This is a genomic window from Dyella sp. (assembly GCF_036746095.1).
Classification (GTDB): domain Bacteria; phylum Pseudomonadota; class Gammaproteobacteria; order Xanthomonadales; family Rhodanobacteraceae; genus Dyella_B.
Map to the genome: position 1 here is coordinate 1 of NZ_DAIOEU010000001.1, position 17,267 is coordinate 17,267.

The 17,267-nt window shown below is 60.9% G+C and carries 13 protein-coding genes; 9 read left to right on the forward strand and 4 right to left on the reverse strand.

Annotation, left to right across the window (positions count from 1 at the left end; all coding sequences use genetic code 11):
- Positions 1–802, reverse strand: an 802-nt coding sequence (locus V7M64_RS00005) for an XdhC family protein (protein WP_333676128.1), incomplete at its 3' end; no start/stop codon positions are given.
- A 221-nt stretch (positions 803–1,023) separates the two neighbouring features.
- On the opposite strand from V7M64_RS00005, the gene V7M64_RS00010 reads away from it, so the two are divergent.
- From V7M64_RS00010 to V7M64_RS00030, 5 genes are all read left to right on the forward strand, one after another.
- Positions 1,024–1,527, forward strand: coding sequence for a (2Fe-2S)-binding protein (locus V7M64_RS00010; RefSeq protein ID WP_333676129.1), 504 nt, complete (start codon positions 1,024–1,026; stop codon positions 1,525–1,527).
- The gene (locus V7M64_RS00015; protein ID WP_333676130.1) at positions 1,524–3,794 is read left to right on the forward strand and encodes a molybdopterin cofactor-binding domain-containing protein; all 2,271 of its coding nucleotides are present in this window, start codon (positions 1,524–1,526) and stop codon (positions 3,792–3,794) included. Before V7M64_RS00010 ends, V7M64_RS00015 begins: the two co-directional genes overlap by 4 nt.
- Positions 3,791–5,095 (forward strand): cytochrome c, encoded by a 1,305-nt coding sequence (locus V7M64_RS00020; RefSeq protein WP_333676131.1) that lies wholly within the window; start codon positions 3,791–3,793, stop codon positions 5,093–5,095. Before V7M64_RS00015 ends, V7M64_RS00020 begins: the two co-directional genes overlap by 4 nt.
- Positions 5,096–5,480: 385 nt before the next feature.
- The gene (locus V7M64_RS00025; RefSeq protein WP_333676132.1) at positions 5,481–6,389 is read left to right on the forward strand and encodes a hypothetical protein; all 909 of its coding nucleotides are present in this window, start codon (positions 5,481–5,483) and stop codon (positions 6,387–6,389) included.
- A gap of 471 nt (positions 6,390–6,860) precedes the next feature.
- Positions 6,861–8,393 (forward strand): glycosyltransferase family 39 protein, encoded by a 1,533-nt coding sequence (locus tag V7M64_RS00030; protein ID WP_333676133.1) that lies wholly within the window; start codon positions 6,861–6,863, stop codon positions 8,391–8,393.
- A 52-nt stretch (positions 8,394–8,445) separates the two neighbouring features.
- On the opposite strand, the gene V7M64_RS00035 is transcribed toward V7M64_RS00030, so the two are convergent.
- From V7M64_RS00035 to V7M64_RS00045, 3 genes are all read right to left on the reverse strand, one after another.
- Complete coding sequence (locus tag V7M64_RS00035; RefSeq protein ID WP_333676134.1) at positions 8,446–9,465, reverse strand: glycoside hydrolase family 16 protein; 1,020 nt, start codon at positions 9,463–9,465, stop codon at positions 8,446–8,448.
- Positions 9,466–9,637: 172 nt separating this feature from the next.
- Positions 9,638–11,005 (reverse strand): ectonucleotide pyrophosphatase/phosphodiesterase, encoded by a 1,368-nt coding sequence (locus V7M64_RS00040; protein ID WP_333676135.1) that lies wholly within the window; start codon positions 11,003–11,005, stop codon positions 9,638–9,640.
- 238 nt (positions 11,006–11,243) lie between these two features.
- A complete protein-coding gene (locus tag V7M64_RS00045) occupies positions 11,244–12,587 on the reverse strand; it encodes a hypothetical protein (RefSeq protein ID WP_333676136.1) in 1,344 nt (447 codons plus the stop codon).
- A 181-nt stretch (positions 12,588–12,768) separates the two neighbouring features.
- Between V7M64_RS00045 and V7M64_RS00050 the strand changes: the two genes are divergently transcribed.
- From V7M64_RS00050 to V7M64_RS00065, 4 genes are all read left to right on the forward strand, one after another.
- Positions 12,769–13,878: an S-(hydroxymethyl)glutathione dehydrogenase/class III alcohol dehydrogenase gene (locus V7M64_RS00050; protein WP_333676137.1), complete on the forward strand. Its 1,110-nt coding sequence runs from the start codon at positions 12,769–12,771 to the stop codon at positions 13,876–13,878.
- Positions 13,879–13,943: 65 nt separating this feature from the next.
- Entirely contained in the window at positions 13,944–14,777 is an 834-nt protein-coding gene (gene fghA / locus V7M64_RS00055; RefSeq protein WP_333676138.1) for an S-formylglutathione hydrolase, read from the forward strand.
- A gap of 545 nt (positions 14,778–15,322) precedes the next feature.
- Positions 15,323–16,732, forward strand: coding sequence for a GGDEF domain-containing protein (locus V7M64_RS00060; RefSeq protein WP_333676139.1), 1,410 nt, complete (start codon positions 15,323–15,325; stop codon positions 16,730–16,732).
- A 95-nt stretch (positions 16,733–16,827) separates the two neighbouring features.
- Positions 16,828–17,235: a GFA family protein gene (locus V7M64_RS00065; protein WP_333676141.1), complete on the forward strand. Its 408-nt coding sequence runs from the start codon at positions 16,828–16,830 to the stop codon at positions 17,233–17,235.
- The last annotated feature ends 32 nt before the right edge of the window (positions 17,236–17,267 follow it).

Below are 17,267 nucleotides of genomic sequence, written 5' to 3' on the forward strand. Positions count from 1 at the left end.
GGCTATCGAGCGCTATGGCATCCATAAGCTGCTGCGGCGTGGCACACGCCGTATGCAAACCCGCCGGCAGATCGCTGGCACGCAGCCGGGCGGGATCATAGTCCACCAGCGTGGTACGCCATCCCAATGCACTCGCCAGGGGCAGCAATGCACGCGCCGCGGCGCTGCTGCCGATCACCACCAAGGCATGCGGTGGCGCGATCGCTTCCAGCAACACCTCGGCCATGCCTTGCGCAGAAGGCAGGCTCGCCGTGCCTGCGCGCCGCCATGCAGAAGCCGGCGCGTGCGCCATGATGGCTTGCACCAGCGCCGCATCGCCGATGCCATCGTAGGCCACGCCGTGGCCGTTCCATACCAGCCTGCGCGGCAATACTGTTTTGCCATTGGCGACAAACAGCGTGGCCATGTGCAGCGTGCGCCGCAGATCGAGGCAGCGTGCAAGCGTGTCGATGAAATCCATATCGTGCATCGCCAGCAGCGGTTCGATCAGGACCTCCAGTTCGCCGCCACAGCCCATTTCGATCAGCACGTCCAGGCCTGATTCCGCGTTGTAGCGGACCAGTTTCGGCTCGCCGCTGTCGATGACTTCCAGGGCGCGCGCCACGATATCGCGTTGCGGGCAGCCGCCGGAAAGCTCGCACACGACACGGCCATCGCCCAATACCAGCATGCGCGTACCGGCGCGCCGAAAGGTGGAGCCGCGTGTTCGCGTGAGCGTGGCAAGCGCTGCTTTCGGCGCGGCTTCGCCATGCAGATCACGCAATGCCGCAATCAAGGTGCTTAGCTCGTGGGCTGAATTCATCTTTGCCGTCGACAGACAAAAGGAGCAGAATAGATGACCGTGATGGTGTCACGCCTTTGCCGTTCGATGCCATCCTGTCGTGGGGTTGCCGGCAACCGTTATCACGTCGGCGGTGTTGAACAGGTCGTTTTCGGTTGCGTGCTTTGCAGGCGTGCGCGTTTTAGGCAAACGCTGCAGTTTTAGACAATACACGCCGCTCCTGATGCAGTACGGAGGCTTTCATGGTGTCCTTGTCCGTCAACGGTCAGTCTTACCCGGTCGACGTACCCGATGACATGCCGCTGCTGTGGGTGTTGCGCGACGTCATCGGCCTGACCGGCACCAAGTTCGGTTGCGGTATCGCGCAATGCGGCGCATGCACGGTGCATCTGGATGGGCAGGCGGTGCGCTCGTGCGTGCTGCCGGTGGGCGCCATCGGCAACCGCGCCATCACCACCATCGAAGCGGTGGGCAACACGCCTGCCGGGCAGAAGATCCAGCAGGCGTGGCTGGATGTCGACGTGGTGCAATGCGGCTATTGCCAATCCGGCCAGATCATGTCGGCGGCCGCGCTGCTGGCGCATACGCCCAATCCTTCCGACGACGATATCGACGCCGCCATGTCCGGCAACCTTTGCCGCTGCGCCACCTATGTGCGCATTCGTGCGGCGATCAAGCAGGCCGCCACCGGCAAGATCGAGATCCTGCAGACGATCGGCAGCACGCCGGAAGGAGCCGCGTCATGAGCGCCGAATCCCTTGCGCCGGAACCCATGGACAACATCGACCTGCAACGCCGCAGCGTGCTGAAATCCAGCGGCCTGGCGATCGCCTTCCTATGGCTGGGCGGCACTGGCGCGGCGTCGGCTATGATGAGCGCGCGCCGGCAGCCGGCCGATACCGCCGCGGCCATGGCCGACGGCAATCCGCCGTTCGCACCCAATGCCTTCATCCGCATCGACAGCGAAGGCCCGGTACGCCTGGTGATGCCCAGCGTGGAAATGGGGCAGGGCATCTATACCGGGTGCAGCATGCTGCTGGCCGAGGAACTCGGGGTGGGCCTGGACCAGATCAAGGTGGAGCACTCGCCACCCAGCGATGATCTTTACGGCATACCCGCACTGGGCGGACAGATCACCGGCGGTTCCACCAGCACGCGTGGTACCTGGTCGGTATTGCGCGAAGCGGGCGCCGTGGCGCGCAGCATGCTGGTGAGCGCGGCGGCGGTGAAATGGCACGTGGATCCTGCCAGCTGCACGGTGGATCGCGGCGTGGTGCATCACCCGCCATCCGGGCGCAGCGCCACCTTCAACGAATTGGCGGACGTCGCCGGACGGCTGCCGATGCCCGACAAGGTGCAGCTCACCGATCCCAAGGATTTCAAGCTGATCGGCAAACCGATTCGGCGCGTGGATGCCGCGGACAAAGTCAAAGGCTCCACGCAATTCGGCCTCGACGTGCGCGTGCCGGGCATGAAGGTGGCTACGGTGAAGGCATGCCCGACCTTCGCCGGCAAGCTGGTGTCCGTCGACGACAAGGCCGCGCGCAGACTGCCCGGCGTGGTGGGCGTGCTGCGCCTGGACAACGCCGTCGCGGTGGTGGGCGAGCATTTCTGGGCGGCGAAGAAAGGCATGGAAGCGCTCGTGATCGAGTGGGACCGCGGCGTCAACGCCAACCTCACCACGCAGCAATTGCAGGAGGCCATCGCCGACAGCGCACGCAACGGCAAGGGCATCGTGGCGCGCGATGACGGCGAACGTCCGCAAGGCACGCTGGTGCAATCGGAATATTCCTCGCCGATGCTCGCGCACGCCACGATGGAACCGATGAACTGCACCGTGCACGTCACGCACGATCAATGCGAGATCTGGACCGGCACGCAGGTGCCGATGCGCGCGGCGCAGGAGGCGGCCAGGATCACCGGCCTGCCGATCGAGAAAATCGTGTTTCACAACCAGTATCTGGGCGGCGGCTTCGGGCGCCGGCTGGAAACCGATTGGGTGGAGCAGGCGGTAGCGTTTGCCAAGCAGGTGCCGTATCCGCTGAAAGTGGTGTGGACGCGCGAAGAAGACATTGGCCAGGATCACATGCGGCCGATGTATCACGACGTGATCTCGGCCGTGCTCGATGCCAGTGGCCGTCCCATCTGGTACGGCTATCGCACCAGCGGCGGCTCGGTGCTGGCGCGGTTTGCGCCGGGCGCGATGGGCAAGGATGGCCTGGACAGCGATGCGGTCGAATGCGTGGTGCAAACGCCCTACGACATTCCCAAGGCGCACGTGGAATGGATCCGCCACGACATGCCGCCCGGCTTTATCGTCGGCTGGTGGCGTGGCGTGGGGCCGACGCACAACTTGTTCGTGGTGGAAAGTTTCATCGACGAACTGGCTCATCATGCCAAGCAGGATCCGCTCGCCTTCCGTCGCGCGCTGTTGCAGAAAAATCCGCGCGCGCTGGGTGTGTTGAATCTCGCTGCCGAGAAAATCGGCTGGGGTAGCCAGACCTTGCCGGCACGTGTCGGCCGCGGCATCGCGTTGGGCGATCCATTCGGCAGCCATGTGTGCGTGATCGTGGAAGCGGAAGTCACGCCGCAGGGCGAGGTGCGTTTGCGCAAGGTGGTCGCGGCGATCGACGTCGGCATTGCCGTCAACACCAGTTCGATCGAGGCGCAAGTACAAGGCGGCGTGCTGTTCGGACTGAGCGCGGCGTTGTACAGCGGGCTTACCATCAAGCACGGTGCGGTCGAGCAAAGCAACTTCAACAACTATCGCGTGCTGCGCATCAACGAAACGCCGCTGGTGGAAGTGCATCGCGTGGTCAATGCCGAAGCGCCGGGGGGCATGGGCGAAGTCGGCACCGCCATTGCCGCGCCCGCGCTGGCCAACGCCATCTTTGCCGCTACCGGCGTACGACTCTACAAGCTGCCGGTGGATCGCAGCCTGCTGGTGCAAAGCCCGGGTGCGCTCAAGTCCGTCGCATCCACCGCCGTGCATGAGAGGAGGGAGACCACATGAAACGCTTCCTGCTCGTTATCGTGATCCTGCTGCTGATCGGCACGGGCGTGTACCTGTATTTGAACCGCTCCGACAGTTCCGTAGGTACCTCGCCTGCCATGGCCGGCGCACCGCCGTCGGCCGATGTGCTGGCGCGCGGCGAATACCTCGCCAAGATGGCCGATTGCACTGCATGCCACACCGTGCCGGGTTCCGGAAAAGCGTTTGCCGGCGGCGTCTCGTTCCGCTTGCCGTTCGGCACCATCTACTCGTCCAACATCACGGCGGATGAAGCGACCGGTATCGGCAGCTGGAGCGATGATGAGTTCGTGCGCGCGCTGCACGATGGCATCGGCAAGCACGGCGAGCATCTGTATCCGGCGTTTCCCTATACCTCGTATACGTTGCTGAGCCGTAGTGACGTGCTGGCGATCAAGGCGTACCTTTTCAGCCTGCCGAAGATCTCGCAGCCGAACCGCGCCAACGATCTTTCTTTCCCGTACAACCAGCGTTGGGTGATGGGCTTCTGGAACGCCGGCTTCTTCAAGAGCCAGCGCTTCCAGCCGGATGCCTCGCAATCGACGCAGTGGAACAGCGGCAAGTATCTCGCCACGGCGCTGGGACATTGCGCGGAATGCCATACGCCCAGGAATTTCGCCTTCGCCCTGGATCACAAAAACGACTTGGCGGGTTCGGTGTTGCAAGGCTGGCGCGCTTACAACATCACCCCCGATCTGGTGCATGGTATCGGTGGGTGGAGCGATGGCGATCTTGTCGGCTACCTCACCACCGGTCATGCCGATGGCCATGGTTCCGCGTCCGGCCCGATGGCCGAGGCGGTGGAAAACAGCCTGCGTTTCCTGCAACCGGCGGATGCGAGTGCGTTGGTTGCCTATTTGCGCAACGTGCCGGCGCGTGCCGGCACGGACGCGATTGCGATCGATACCAGGCCTGCTCCCGCCTTGGCGTCCAGCGACTATGCGCCCGGCAGCGAAGCACACGCCGATGCGCAGGGCGTCAAGCTGTTCGAAGGCGCTTGCGCCAGTTGCCACCAGTGGAACGGCAAGGGGCAGCAGACGCCGTATGCGTCATTGCTTGGTTCGCGCGGCGTCAACGATGTGCGCGGCACCAACGTGACACAGATCCTGCTGCACGGCTCCAGCTTGAGCGGCATGAGTGCAAGTGTCTTCATGCCGAGCTTCGGCGATGCCTATTCGGATACGGAAATTGCCGAGCTGAGCAATTACGTGATCGGGCATTTCGGCAACAAGCAGGGCACCGTCACGCCGGATGATGTGGCGCAGCGGCGAAAGCAAATGTAATTCTTAGGCTGGGAATTTACACGACTTTCCATGAGGCTTGATCGTGCGCCGCCATTATTCCGGGCCTTCGCCGGATGACGGTAAGGCGTGATCAAACATAGGATGTATTTGGACGTCTACGTTTTGCACGTCCAAAATAGGGATAAACATGTTTGCATGACATGAGCAGGCACCAGGCGGCGGTCGATGCGCTCGTAAGGGCGTTTCCGTGGTGGGTAGAGCGTTGCTCGGCCGCATACAAACGGTACGGCGCGTGGGAAGTCGCTCATATCACATCGAAAGGCGGCATATTGAAAATGCTTATCTGCGACGTAGGCATGACGTACAAGTCTACGCGATGTTGACTTCTTCTGAATGAGAAGAAGCTGACCCATAGAAACGAATGATGACGATACGCAAGCGCAGAGACTTTGGCGAAACTGTCTTCGTGCGCGAGTATGGTGCTGTTATCGGCTCGTGTACAGGAAAAGCGACAACGCCGGTTACTCAAAAAATTTTAAAGGACATAAACATGAAGAGGTTAACTAAGTTAAGCATTATCGCATCAACATTTGCAATGGCAGGTGTCGCGCAAGCTGGATTTTCTTCAGTGCAATATGGGGTGCACATAACAAATTTCGTCGGCGGTATGTCAGGCGGATTAAACGGTTTTACTGAATTAACATATCCCATTACAGTGTTGAGCGGCCCTGTGGATAGGGCTATGTATTATTCGCAATACATCTATTTCAAAAATCATACTGCAAAAAACGAAGCGTATTACTATGGTATACAACCACAGGGTAATGGCGAGGCGCTCTTGATTTTTTCTTACTTTGGCGAGGGTGCTCGTGTAATTGACCGGGCCCATTGTAGCGAAGGTGCTGACTATGGTAATGGAATAACGTGCAACACCGTTAAGGTACCGTTCTCGCTAGGTACTACGTATGACTTCACTGCCACTCTGGTCAGCGGAACATCGGCGGAAAATGTCTGGGAAGGATACGTAAAAGATACTAAAACGGGTATTGTTACGAAAATCGGATCTTGGTCGACTCCTGCGGCATTGGGATATTTGTCTGGTGAAAGTATAGGTTTTATCGAATATTACACTGGTTTGAGAAGTTGCGCGGAAATCCCGGCTACCACCGCCATATTTGGCCCTGGGATGGGATCTTTAAATAATGGCGCGCCAGTTTTTGGAGTTGTTGCCAATGCGTATGGTGTTGGTGTTTGCAATGGAAAAGTAATGTTTTCTAGTTATCCGTTACAAGGTGGCGGTCAGGAAATAGTTCAGCAACAAGGTGTTGATTAATTGGCTCCAGTCGTTTTAAATTTTAATAGTATTTTATTTAAAGATGCGGATGCGCTTGTCCACAAAATGATGAAGTATTGACATTTATGTGGAATTTCTGATTTTTGCAAGGATGTGCGAATTGCTTCATTTAAAAAAACATCGCCACTTGTGGCGGTGTTTTTTTTGCATCATTACAGCCGATCGCCTTGGGATGTTTTTGTGGTAGGCATTGGTCAAACAGCGCAAGTTTCGTGTCGTGAAATGCGATTCCGAGTAATAACCGAAGAACTGTTGACTTAGGCGACACCGTTGAGCATCACTGGCGATTCATATAACTGCCATCTACCCTGCGAACCTTCTAGGGACGACGGCGATACTGATTCGGGTTTTCTTAAAGCACAGCTTGCACGCTAGAGTTTTCACCTCGGCATGCATCGCCTTGTCGGACCATACTGGCCTCCCCTATGGGGAGGCCAGTAGCGAGAGTATATGCAGTTTATTGCCGTTCCTAAGCAGGAAGCCCTGGTTTTGGAGGAAAGCGCTGGGTCTGACGTCGCATGGTTGCTGCTATGCGCTGGCGTGGTCGGACTCGTTCACGTGCTTACCAACGTGCGCTTCGGTTTTCATCGCGATGAATGGCAGGTGCTGAGCGACGCGCTGCATCTGGATTGGGGCTTTGTGCCGTATCCGCCGTTTACGCCTTTCATCGAGCGCATCGGGTTGTTGCTGTTCGGTCTGTGGCTGCCGGGCCTGCGTCTATTTTCCGTGATCGCGCAGGCCATCGTGGTGGTGGTATCGGGCTTGATGGCGCGCGAGCTCGGCGGCGGACGCAAGGCGCAGTTGATGGCGGCGATTATCGTGGCGCTTTCGCCGCTGCCCTTGTTCGAAGGCACGGAATTCCAATACACCAGCTTTGATTACTTGTGGTGGGTGCTGGCGGCTTATTTCGTCATACGCCTGCTAGCGACGGAAAACCCGCGCTGGTGGCTGGCTGTTGGCGCGGCTATCGGTGCGGGCGCGCAGACCAAGTACACCATTTTCTTTCTTGCGGCCGGGATCCTCGCCGGGCTGCTGTTTACGTCGCCGCGCCGCTATTTTCGCAGCGTGTGGCTTTGGGCAGGCATCGCGCTTGCGCTGCTGATCTTTCTGCCCAACCTCATCTGGCAGGTGCGGCACGATTTTGTTTACTGGCGTTTTCTCCAGGCCATTCACGCGCGTGACGTGGCCGAAGGGCGCGCCAACGACTTCTTTTTCCATCAGGTGACGAGGTGCACGAACCCGTTCACGCTGCCGCTGTGGCTGGCCGGTCTGTATGGTTACCTGCAAGAGCGCCGCTATCGTCTGCTTGCATGGATGTATCTGGTGCCGCTCGCGCTGTTGGTACTCGGGCAGGGACGGGGTTACTACCTGGGCGCCGCGTATCCGATGCTGTTTGCCATGGGCGCGGTGCTGGTGTTGCGCTGGCTGGCGTCGCCGCCGCGACGTTTGCGACGGGTGCTTGCCGGGGTTTTCTTCGTCGGGTTTTCGGGCTATGGGCTTGGTGCTGCCGCGGCGATTCTTCCGCTCTCGGCCAACGGGCCGTTGATGCGTTTTGCGCTCCACTACAACGGCGACTTGCGCGAAGAGCTAGGTTGGGAAGATATCGTGCAGACCGTTGCGAACATTCGCGATGCATTGCCGCCCAAACAACAGGCGCATGTCGGCGTGCTGGTGGGCAACTATGGCGAGCAGGGCGCCATGGAAATCCTTGGGCCACGTTACCGCCTGCCCGCGCCGATCAGCCTCACCAATTCAGCATGGCTGCGCGGCTATCCCGTGCCGCCGCCCACGACGCTGATCGTGCTGGGCTCATCGCGCGCCTGGGCGGAGCATTACCTCACCGGCTGCCGTTTGGCCGGCCACATCAGCCATCCGTATGGCATGCAGAACGAAGAGAGCCGGGATCATCCGGACATTTTCGTGTGTGGCGCGCCGCGCATGCCTTGGGCGGTGTTTTGGAAGGCGGCTCGGCGCTTTGGGTGAGCAGAGGTAATGCCGGATGCTCACTCCGGAATGACGAGCAGGAAGGACCGCATCAGCTTTTCGCCGCCGCCTTCCGCGCCAGCTTCTTCGCGTCCGCCGACATCTCCGGCTGCACCGGTTGCGGGGTTTTCTTGCCGGTGCCAGGCTTGGTCCAGACGGCGACGTAATCCACCACCATCGAGTGCCCTGGCTCTGTTTCCGGCGTCGGCGTGGGTTTCCAGCCGGCCATCACGAACGAGAAGCCGCCGCCCATCGCGACGTCCAGCAGCATGAAATACCCGTGCTCGCCGGTGAGTTGGCGCCAGGTATCGGCGGAAAGCTGGTTCTCGGCAACCTGGTTGATGAGCTGGTCGTCCACGAACCAGCGCAGCCGTTCCGGCGTCACGCTGCGATCCCACTCGAACGTGAAAGTGTGCGGGCCGGCCGTGCAGGCCTCGTGCGGGCAGGGCAGGCGGGCGCCAATGCCGATCGGTTCGCCGCACGGACCCCCGGGATTCACGCCGCAGTGCAGGATGCCCCACACCGCATCCAGTCCATTGACGCTTTCCATGATGTCGAACTCGCCGGACTTGGGCCATGCCATGGTGGTGCGGTAGTCACTGCCCAACGCCCAGAATGCGGGCCAATAGCCGAGTGCGCGCGGGCCGGTCACGTCCGGCATCTGGATGCGTGCCTCCATGCGCAGCTGGCCGCCATCGGGGGCGGCAAAGTCGTCACGCACGGTTTCCACGCGGCCGGAGGTCCACTGCCCGGCCGCGTCGCGTTGCGGCGTGATGACCAGATGGCCTTGGCCGTCCAAATGGATGTTGGCCGGATCGCTGGTGTAGTTCTCGATTTCCGAGGTGCCCCAGTTGACCGGCCCGTTCGGGTAGCCGTGTCCCGTATCGATGCGCCAGTTGGTGGACGAGGGAAGGGAGCCTGCGGCGCCGGCGAAATTGTCGCCCCATTGCAACTGCCAGCCGGCGGGAGCAGGGATGTCGATGGCTCGCGCGGTGCTGGCAAAGCCGGTCAGGCCGATACCGAGGGCGCAAGCGGCAGCGACGGCGCGGGGGAAAAGATTTTTGATCTGCATAAACTACCAAGATGAGGAGCGTGCCGTCTCGCGACACGCTCTCTGCCATGCCAACCCGGCCGTGGCCGGGTTTGACGGAGAAAAACACGGGAATGATACGCCCCTTGCACTTGCTTTTAATGTGTTCGACCTTTGGAAGCAAATCTGTAGCGCAGGTCTCAGCGCGCGATATTCATTGCAGCATGTCGGCGAGAGGCGCTTGCTTGGCTGCCGGCAATGACACACCAAGCAACTTGGCAATCGTCGGCGCCACGCGCAAATTGCTGATGGCGCCCAAGCTCACGCCATGTTTTACATGCGCTCCAGACGCCACGAACAGCGCCTGCATGTCGGGATTGGTATTGAGGTAGCCGTGCGCGCCGCGCGCGTTCTCGAAATCCGTCACCAGCGGCTCCGCGGTGCCGTCCGTGAAGGAATAGCCGGCCTTGGCGATGAGATACAAATCAGGCGCCTGGTCGGTGGAGCCCGGCACGGGAAGGCCCAGCTGATTCGCGTCGTTGGCGGTGTAGATCGCAGCTACGCCCGGCACTTTCTCGAAATCGGCTTTCAGTTTCGGCAACAGCTCGGCCCGCTTGGCGCTGTCACGGATATACAGCGATGCTTCGCCGCCTTCCGGCTGAATCCACACGTCACCGCGATAACTGCCTTTTTCCTGATGCAGATAGCCTGCCCGCACCAGTTCGACGTTTGGATGGACGGCATGCGTGTAATCGGTAAAACCGTGGTCGGAGGCAATGACGAAGGTGATGCGATCCAGCAGGCCGGCCTTGCGCGCCGCGTCGATCAACTTCGCCATGCGCGTATCCGCATATGCATAAGCCGCATAGGCAGCCGGTGACAATGCGCCGTATTCGTGTTGCAGCGTATCGGTTTGCAGCAGATGGAACAGCAGGAGATTGGGCGTGTGATGGACGAGGATGTCGATGGCGGCATCCGTCCATATTTCATCGCGCCATGCCGGCGTGCTGTCGTCGCCGAAGCTTGCTACCTGCTGCTTGGTCACGAGCCCCTGTGCGACAAGATCCTGCGCAATCGGGCCGTCTGCATCAGGCTGTTCGGCAAAGGCCCATTGCACGTTTTTCGCGCCGTAGATCGCCACCCAATCCACCTGACCCGTGCTCATGCCTTTTTCCGCCAATGCGTCATACAACGTGCGGGCGTGCACGAGTTGATCCTTCGGCGTCCACGGCTTCACTTCCGGCACGCTGCCATCCGGCGGAAAAGTGATCAGGCCATTGGCCATCACGTGATGCCCGCTGGCGTTGACGCCAGTGATCAGCGTGGTGTGATTGGGCCAGGTCACCGAAGGATTGATCGGCTGCATGGCCTGCGCATAGGCGCCATCGTGCATCAGCTTGCGCAGCGTGGGCATCGGCAAGCGCGGGTCTTGCAGGGCACGGGCGGGAAAGCCGTCGATGGTGATCAACACCACGATCGGGCCGTGCGTAGCAGCGGTGCCATCGTTGTGGGATCCCTGGGCGTGGGCGGGTTGGATGGAAGCGATGGCTAAGGCGAAGGCTAGGGCGAGCAGTTGGCGCATGATTCACCGGAGGCTGGGCAAAAACACGTCGATTCTAGCGGACAAGTTTTGCAGAACGGCTCACATGGCTGGCAGTTGCAAATGGCAGCGATCGGCTCCCTCCCCTACGACAGTAGGGGAGGGTTGGGGTGGGGTTGCTTGTGCTTTAGCGTATTACCCAATATCGCCAGGGATATATTGAGTGGCGATGTCAGCTTGTCGCCGCACGGAGACCCCCTTCGTGTCGCTGGAAGCTTGCTTACGGTACGGTGATCGTCGCCCGGTGCAGCACTTTGTACGGGCCCACCACGAAGCTCAGTTGATAACTTCCTGGCCGCAGATACAAAGTGCCGGATGGCACGGCTTGCGTATTGCCGTACGCCTTCAGGCCCGAAATGGAAACGGCGAGCGGCGCGGGTGTATCCAGCAGCATGCGGTCGGCCGGAATGGCATCGGGCCCTTCGTTGCTATAGCGCGCCTCGACCAGGCAGGCGTAGTGGCCGTGGCAACCGTCCGCACTGATCAGGCGTGGCTGGCGCAAACCCCACAGGCTCAACCAGGTGGGCCGCCCATGCTCCAGTTTTTCCGGTGGAAAGAACACGGTGACGTCGTAGGCCGGACGCAGCGACCATGGCTTGCCGTTCGCATCGGCGAAGACGATGGGCGCCTTCGGATGCAACTGGTCCATCACCGCCTTGTAGTAGGGATGATCGCCCTGGCCGGACGGGCGCGGATACATGGTGGTCTGGTCGATGGCAAGCATCGGCAGGCCGGTAAGCTTGTACAAATGTTCGGCCATGGATTGGCCACCCAGATAGACGCCCGATTTGACGATGTGTTCGTAGCCGGCGTTGACTACCAGGCGCGCGCGCGGATCCTGCTTGAACACGCTCTCGTACAGATGGCGCGCCTGTTCGGTCTCGCGCTGGTCGGGCGTGGCGGCATTCGGTGCGGCTTCGTACGCAATCACCTTGTAACCGAGCTTGAGCGCTGTGCGCACCATTTCCGCGTACACCGGCTCTTGCGTGTAGAAGCCGCTGTCTTCGATGGGATAGCCGCGCGCCTGCAACCCCGTATCTTTCGACGACAGCGTTTCGGCGGCAAAGTAGCGAAAGCCTTGCTGATAAAGCCGGCTCAGCAACGCCACGGTAAGGCTGCGCGTCATCGCCACGTTATGCGCTTCGTTGAGCAGCACGATCTGGTAATGGCCGGCAAATTCGGGAATGGCGTCCAGCGCCGGGCGCGCCGTGTAGCCACCGCCGAGGGGGGAAGGATTGTCCACGGGCTGCGCTGGTTGCGCGATAAAAAAGGCTTGCGTCGCCAGCGGATACTCGCCAAGGAAACTCAGGTACCAGCTGATGTATTGGCCGAAGATCATGTGGAAGGCGGTGGAATTGTCGCGGGCATAAGCCTCGCGCATGGCCATGTACTGGCTGAGCAGGCCTTTCTGGTGCGCGGCCTCGACCATGATCTTGTCCGCTTTCGCTTCGGCCGCCGCCTGCTCTGCGTTCCATTCGGCAACCGATTGCGCGTGCAGGGCCGTAGTGGCACCCGCAGCAAGCCAAAGCATGCCTTTTGCCCACGTGCCGCAGCGTAACGTCATGGCCCTCTCCATAACCTCTACCGGCTTGCTTGCGATCATGCACCTGTCGGCGTCGCGCTCCCAATAGCCACTTTCCCGTGGCGGGGCACGGCCATTTCCTGCACGGAGCTTTGTGTATTCCGGTCGCCGACAGGCATCAACGATAATCCAGAGCATTCTTTCGATCTGCAGGAGCAACAGCATGAAATCCCGCGCAGCCGTCGCCTTCGCCGCCGGCAAACCCTTGGAAATCGTCGAGATCGACGTCGCGCCGCCCAAGGCCGGCGAAGTGCTGGTGAAGATCACGCACACCGGCGTCTGCCATACGGACGCCTTCACGCTGTCTGGCGATGATCCCGAAGGCATTTTTCCCGCCGTGCTGGGCCACGAAGGCGGCGGCATCGTGGTGGAAGTGGGCGAGGGCGTGACCACGCTGCAGCCGGGCGACCATGTGATTCCGCTCTACACGGCCGAGTGCGGCAAGTGCAAATTCTGCCTTTCCGGCAAGACCAACCTGTGCCAGGCGGTGCGAGCCACGCAGGGCAAAGGGCTGATGCCGGACGGCACCACGCGTTTCTCTTACCGGGGCCAGCCCATCTACCACTACATGGGCACCAGCACCTTCAGCGAATACACCGTGGTGCCGGAAATCTCGCTGGCAAAGATCGACACGCAGGCGCCGCTGGACAAGGTGTGCCTGCTCGGTTGCGGCGTCACCACCGGCATCGGCGCGGTGCACAACACCGCCAAGGTGGAAGCGGGCGCGACGGTGGCGGTGTTCGGCCTCGGCGGCATTGGCCTGGCAGTGATCCAGGGCGCGGTGCAGGCGAAGGCCTCGCGCATCATCGCCGTGGATATCAACGCCGACAAATTCGCGCTGGCGCGGGAGATGGGCGCCACCGATTGCATCAATCCCAAGGATCACGACAAGCCGATCCAGGACGTGATCGTGACGATGACCGACGGCGGCGTGGACTACAGCTTCGAATGCATCGGCAATGTGGACGTGATGCGCGCTGCGCTGGAGTGCTGCCACAAAGGCTGGGGCGAAAGCATCATCATTGGCGTGGCCGGCGCGGGCAAGGAAATCCGCACGCGCCCGTTCCAGTTGGTCACCGGCCGCGTGTGGCGCGGCAGCGCGTTCGGTGGCGTGAAAGGACGCAGCCAGTTGCCGGGCATGGTGCAGCAGGCCATGCGCGGCGAGATCCGGCTCGATCCGTTCATCACGCATCGCCTGCCATTGGAGCAGATCAACGAAGCGTTCGACTTGATGCACGAAGGCAAGTCGATCCGCACTGTCATTTACTTCTGACGCAAAACGCCCTTCTCCCCGTGGGAGGGCTAAAAGCAGTGTCATCTACTCCGAGGGCCTTCACCATGGAACGCATCGAACGTCACGCTTGTTTCGGCGGCTGGCAGGAAGTGCACCGCCATCGCTCCAAGGCGGTGGATGGCGAGATGCGTTTCGCCATCTACTTGCCGCCGCATGCTGCTGAAGGGAAGGTGCCGGTGCTGTACTGGCTGTCCGGCCTTACCTGCACCGAACAGAATTTCATCACCAAGGCCGGCGCGCAGCGTTATGCCGCCGAGCACGGCCTGGCCATCGTCGCCTGCGATACCAGTCCACGCGGCGAGCAGGTGGCGAACGATGATGCATACGACCTGGGGCAGGGCGCCGGCTTCTACGTCAATGCAACGGTAGCGCCCTGGTCGCAGCACTTCCGCATGTACGACTACGTGGCGCACGAATTGCCCGCCTTGGTCGAGCAGCATTTCCCGGTGACGAAAAAGCGCGCCATCAGCGGTCACTCGATGGGTGGCCATGGCGCGTTGGTCGTTGCGTTGAAGAATCCTGGACGCTACAGCAGCGTCTCGGCGTTTTCGCCCATCGTTTCGCCGTCGCGTGTGCCCTGGGGCGAAAAAGCCTTTACCGCCTACCTTGGCAGCGATCGCGAAACCTGGCGCGCGTACGACGCTACCGAACTGGTGAAGACCGCCAACGAAAAACTGCCGCTGCTGATCGACCAGGGCGATGCGGATGAATTCCTGTCGACGCAACTGCAGCCGCGCTTGTTGCAGGAAGCTGCCAAGGCCGCGGGGCATCCGCTCGAGCTGCGCATGCGGACCGGGTATGACCACAGCTATTACTTCATTGCGAGTTTTATCGGCGAGCACGTCGCCTATCACGCAACGGCGCTGTCGCAGCCGTGATCGGTTTTCAATCGCCGGAAACTCTTGCTCGGCATTCCAGCTTTCGCTCACTGCTGTCGGGCAGGAATTTGCGTGGCCCCATGTACGTCTGCGGTAACCCATAGGGCCGTCATTCCCGCGAAAGCGGGAATCCATTTCAGGGATATACCAGAGCAAAATGGATTCCCGCTTTCGCGGGAATGACGGCCCTATGGGATACGGCGATTTTGAGTCTTGCCCTCGGTAGATGAACACTAAACTGCGTCATATCCATGTCTTGCTGCGGATTCGCAAAGCCGTGCCGGACACTAGTGAGCTTTCGCTGGAATGACTTCAAGCTGCACGCATAACCCAACCGTCATGGCGCACACGGCGAGATTCAGCTGATTTTTCCTGCACAAAACCTTCACATGGCGCCGCCATATTCCACGACTTGCACACCATCCGGCCCATCCTTCGTGGATGTATGCTACGGCGGCGGCCTCACGGGGAAGAAAGCAGTGTTCTAGGGCCGCGTCGGTTCGAGCGTTCCAGCTGGGTCACCGCACACTGCCAGGGCCATGCCCATGAACATACACGACTTGATCGTCCTGCCAACGAACCAGTCCGACGCTGTTCTTCTTAAACGCCTGGCTGTCGTGCAAAGCGCTTGCTTGGCCGTTGCAGCGCTGCTTGCTTTTCTCATTCTGCTTGCGTGGATCTTCAAGGATCTGCGCCCCGGCTATCCGCACGGCTGGGATCTGATGAAGTTCGATACCGCCGCGGGCATGCTGCTGAGCGCGGTGAGCCTTGCGTTGCTCTCCGCGACACCATCGCCACGGCGCTTGGGGTGTGGCCGCGCGCTAGCGCTGTTGGTGCTGCTGCTGGCGGTGGTGCCGCTGTACGAGCATCTCAGTGGAGACTTCATGGGATTCGACACGTTGATCGTGGCTGATCCCGGCAATGCCGAGCCTGGCGTGATGTCGGTGCAGACGGCGCTTTATCTGCTGCTGTTCGCATTGAGCCTGTTGCTTGCCACGTTGCGGCATCCGGTCTACGGGATGGCGGTGGCGATCTTGACCATACTGCTGAGCTTGCACGCCCTGATCATTTTTTCCGGCTACTGCTTCAGGGCGGTGCAGCTGTTCGGGCAAAGCCTGGCCACGCGCACCTCGCCGCACACCTTGCTGTGCATGCTGCTGCTGGCTGGCGCCTTGATCATCTGGCGCATGCAGCATGGCTATTTCTTCGTGCTGTCCGGGAGTGGGCTTGGCAGCCGGCTGGTGCGCCAGGTGATGCCCTTTGCATTGCTGTTGCCGTTTGTGTTGATGCTCGCCGGTACCGCCATGGCCAGCGCGGGCTGGCTTTCGCCACCGGTGGCCGTGGGCTTGGCCATGGCGGTGATGGCGGCTGCCCTGGCTGCGCTGGTCTCGCTGATGGGGCGCCGCATCAATACGCTTGAGAAAGAACTGCGCGAGCTGTCGTTGACGGATCAGCCCACCAGCGTGTTCAACTGCCGCGGTTTCGAATTGCTCGGCGAGCAGGCATTCCGCGAAGCGCAGCGCAGCCGTAGCGTGCTGACAGTGCTGGTGTTTCACGTCGATGGCGTCAAGGACATCAGCGACGCGTACGGGCACGAAGCCAGCGCGCACCTGATCCAGGATATGGCGCGCATGTTGCGCGAAAGCTTCGAGCCGGCGGACATCATTGCGCGTATCGCCGGCGACGAATTCGCGGTGGTCACCAAGGACGAAAACACCGGCGGCGTGATCGCCCTGATGCGCATGGGCGAGGCGATGGAGGCATTGAATGCGGCAGGTGGCTCGTACAAGACGCGTTTCAGCGTCGGCGAAGCCACCAGCCATCCCGATGCCGACGAATCGTTTCGCGATCTGGTGGAAAGAGCCGGCGTCATGCGGCGCGAACGCCAGCGCGCCGAGCACGCGCTGGCCAGGCCGGAGCGTGTTGAACCGCAGCCGTCGCACAATGAGCGTTGAATCGATGGATGCTTCGGCTTGGCTCGAACTATCCATCCGGTCTGCGCGCGTGCACTACACTGCGCATTCCCCTCAAGCCAGATCGAGAAAACATCATGACGTTCGAAGGCGGATGCTATTGCGGTTCGGTGCGCTACAAGGCGGAAGGCGAGCCGATGATGAAAGGCCAATGCCATTGCCGTGAATGCCAGTACATCAGTGGCGGCGCGCCGCAGATGTTCCTGGTGTTGCCCCAGGCCGGTTTTCATTACACCAAGGGCGCACCCAAGACCTTCACGCGCGCAGACCTGGAACAACCGGTCACGCGCGAATTCTGCCCGGACTGCGGCACGCACCTGGTCACGCGGCGTCCGGATATGCCGATGGTGATCCTGAAGGTCGGCACGCTCGACGACCCGCGCCAGTTCGGCGCACCGCAAATGGCCATCTATACCTGCGACAAGCAGAGCTTCCACCAGATTCCGGATGGCATGCCGGCATTCGAGCGCATGCCGGCGCGGTGAGTGTTTCGCAGTCCTCGTGCCCGACGCTCCCG

Excerpts from the sequence above, each read along its gene's own strand:
- V7M64_RS00050 (WP_333676137.1), top strand. The coding sequence starts at position 12,769 with ATGAAATCCCGCGCAGCCGTCGCCTTCGCCGCCGGCAAACCCTTGGAA.
- V7M64_RS00015 (WP_333676130.1), top strand. The coding sequence starts at position 1,524 with ATGAGCGCCGAATCCCTTGCGCCGGAACCCATGGACAACATCGACCTG.
- V7M64_RS00025 (WP_333676132.1), top strand. The coding sequence starts at position 5,481 with ATGACGATACGCAAGCGCAGAGACTTTGGCGAAACTGTCTTCGTGCGC.
- V7M64_RS00035 (WP_333676134.1), bottom strand. The coding sequence starts at position 9,465 with ATGCAGATCAAAAATCTTTTCCCCCGCGCCGTCGCTGCCGCTTGCGCC.
- V7M64_RS00010 (WP_333676129.1), top strand. The coding sequence starts at position 1,024 with ATGGTGTCCTTGTCCGTCAACGGTCAGTCTTACCCGGTCGACGTACCC.
- V7M64_RS00030 (WP_333676133.1), top strand. The coding sequence starts at position 6,861 with ATGCAGTTTATTGCCGTTCCTAAGCAGGAAGCCCTGGTTTTGGAGGAA.
- V7M64_RS00020 (WP_333676131.1), top strand. The coding sequence starts at position 3,791 with ATGAAACGCTTCCTGCTCGTTATCGTGATCCTGCTGCTGATCGGCACG.
- V7M64_RS00065 (WP_333676141.1), top strand. The coding sequence starts at position 16,828 with ATGACGTTCGAAGGCGGATGCTATTGCGGTTCGGTGCGCTACAAGGCG.
- V7M64_RS00045 (WP_333676136.1), bottom strand. The coding sequence starts at position 12,587 with ATGACGTTACGCTGCGGCACGTGGGCAAAAGGCATGCTTTGGCTTGCT.
- V7M64_RS00040 (WP_333676135.1), bottom strand. The coding sequence starts at position 11,005 with ATGCGCCAACTGCTCGCCCTAGCCTTCGCCTTAGCCATCGCTTCCATC.
- V7M64_RS00060 (WP_333676139.1), top strand. The coding sequence starts at position 15,323 with ATGAACATACACGACTTGATCGTCCTGCCAACGAACCAGTCCGACGCT.
- fghA (WP_333676138.1), top strand. The coding sequence starts at position 13,944 with ATGGAACGCATCGAACGTCACGCTTGTTTCGGCGGCTGGCAGGAAGTG.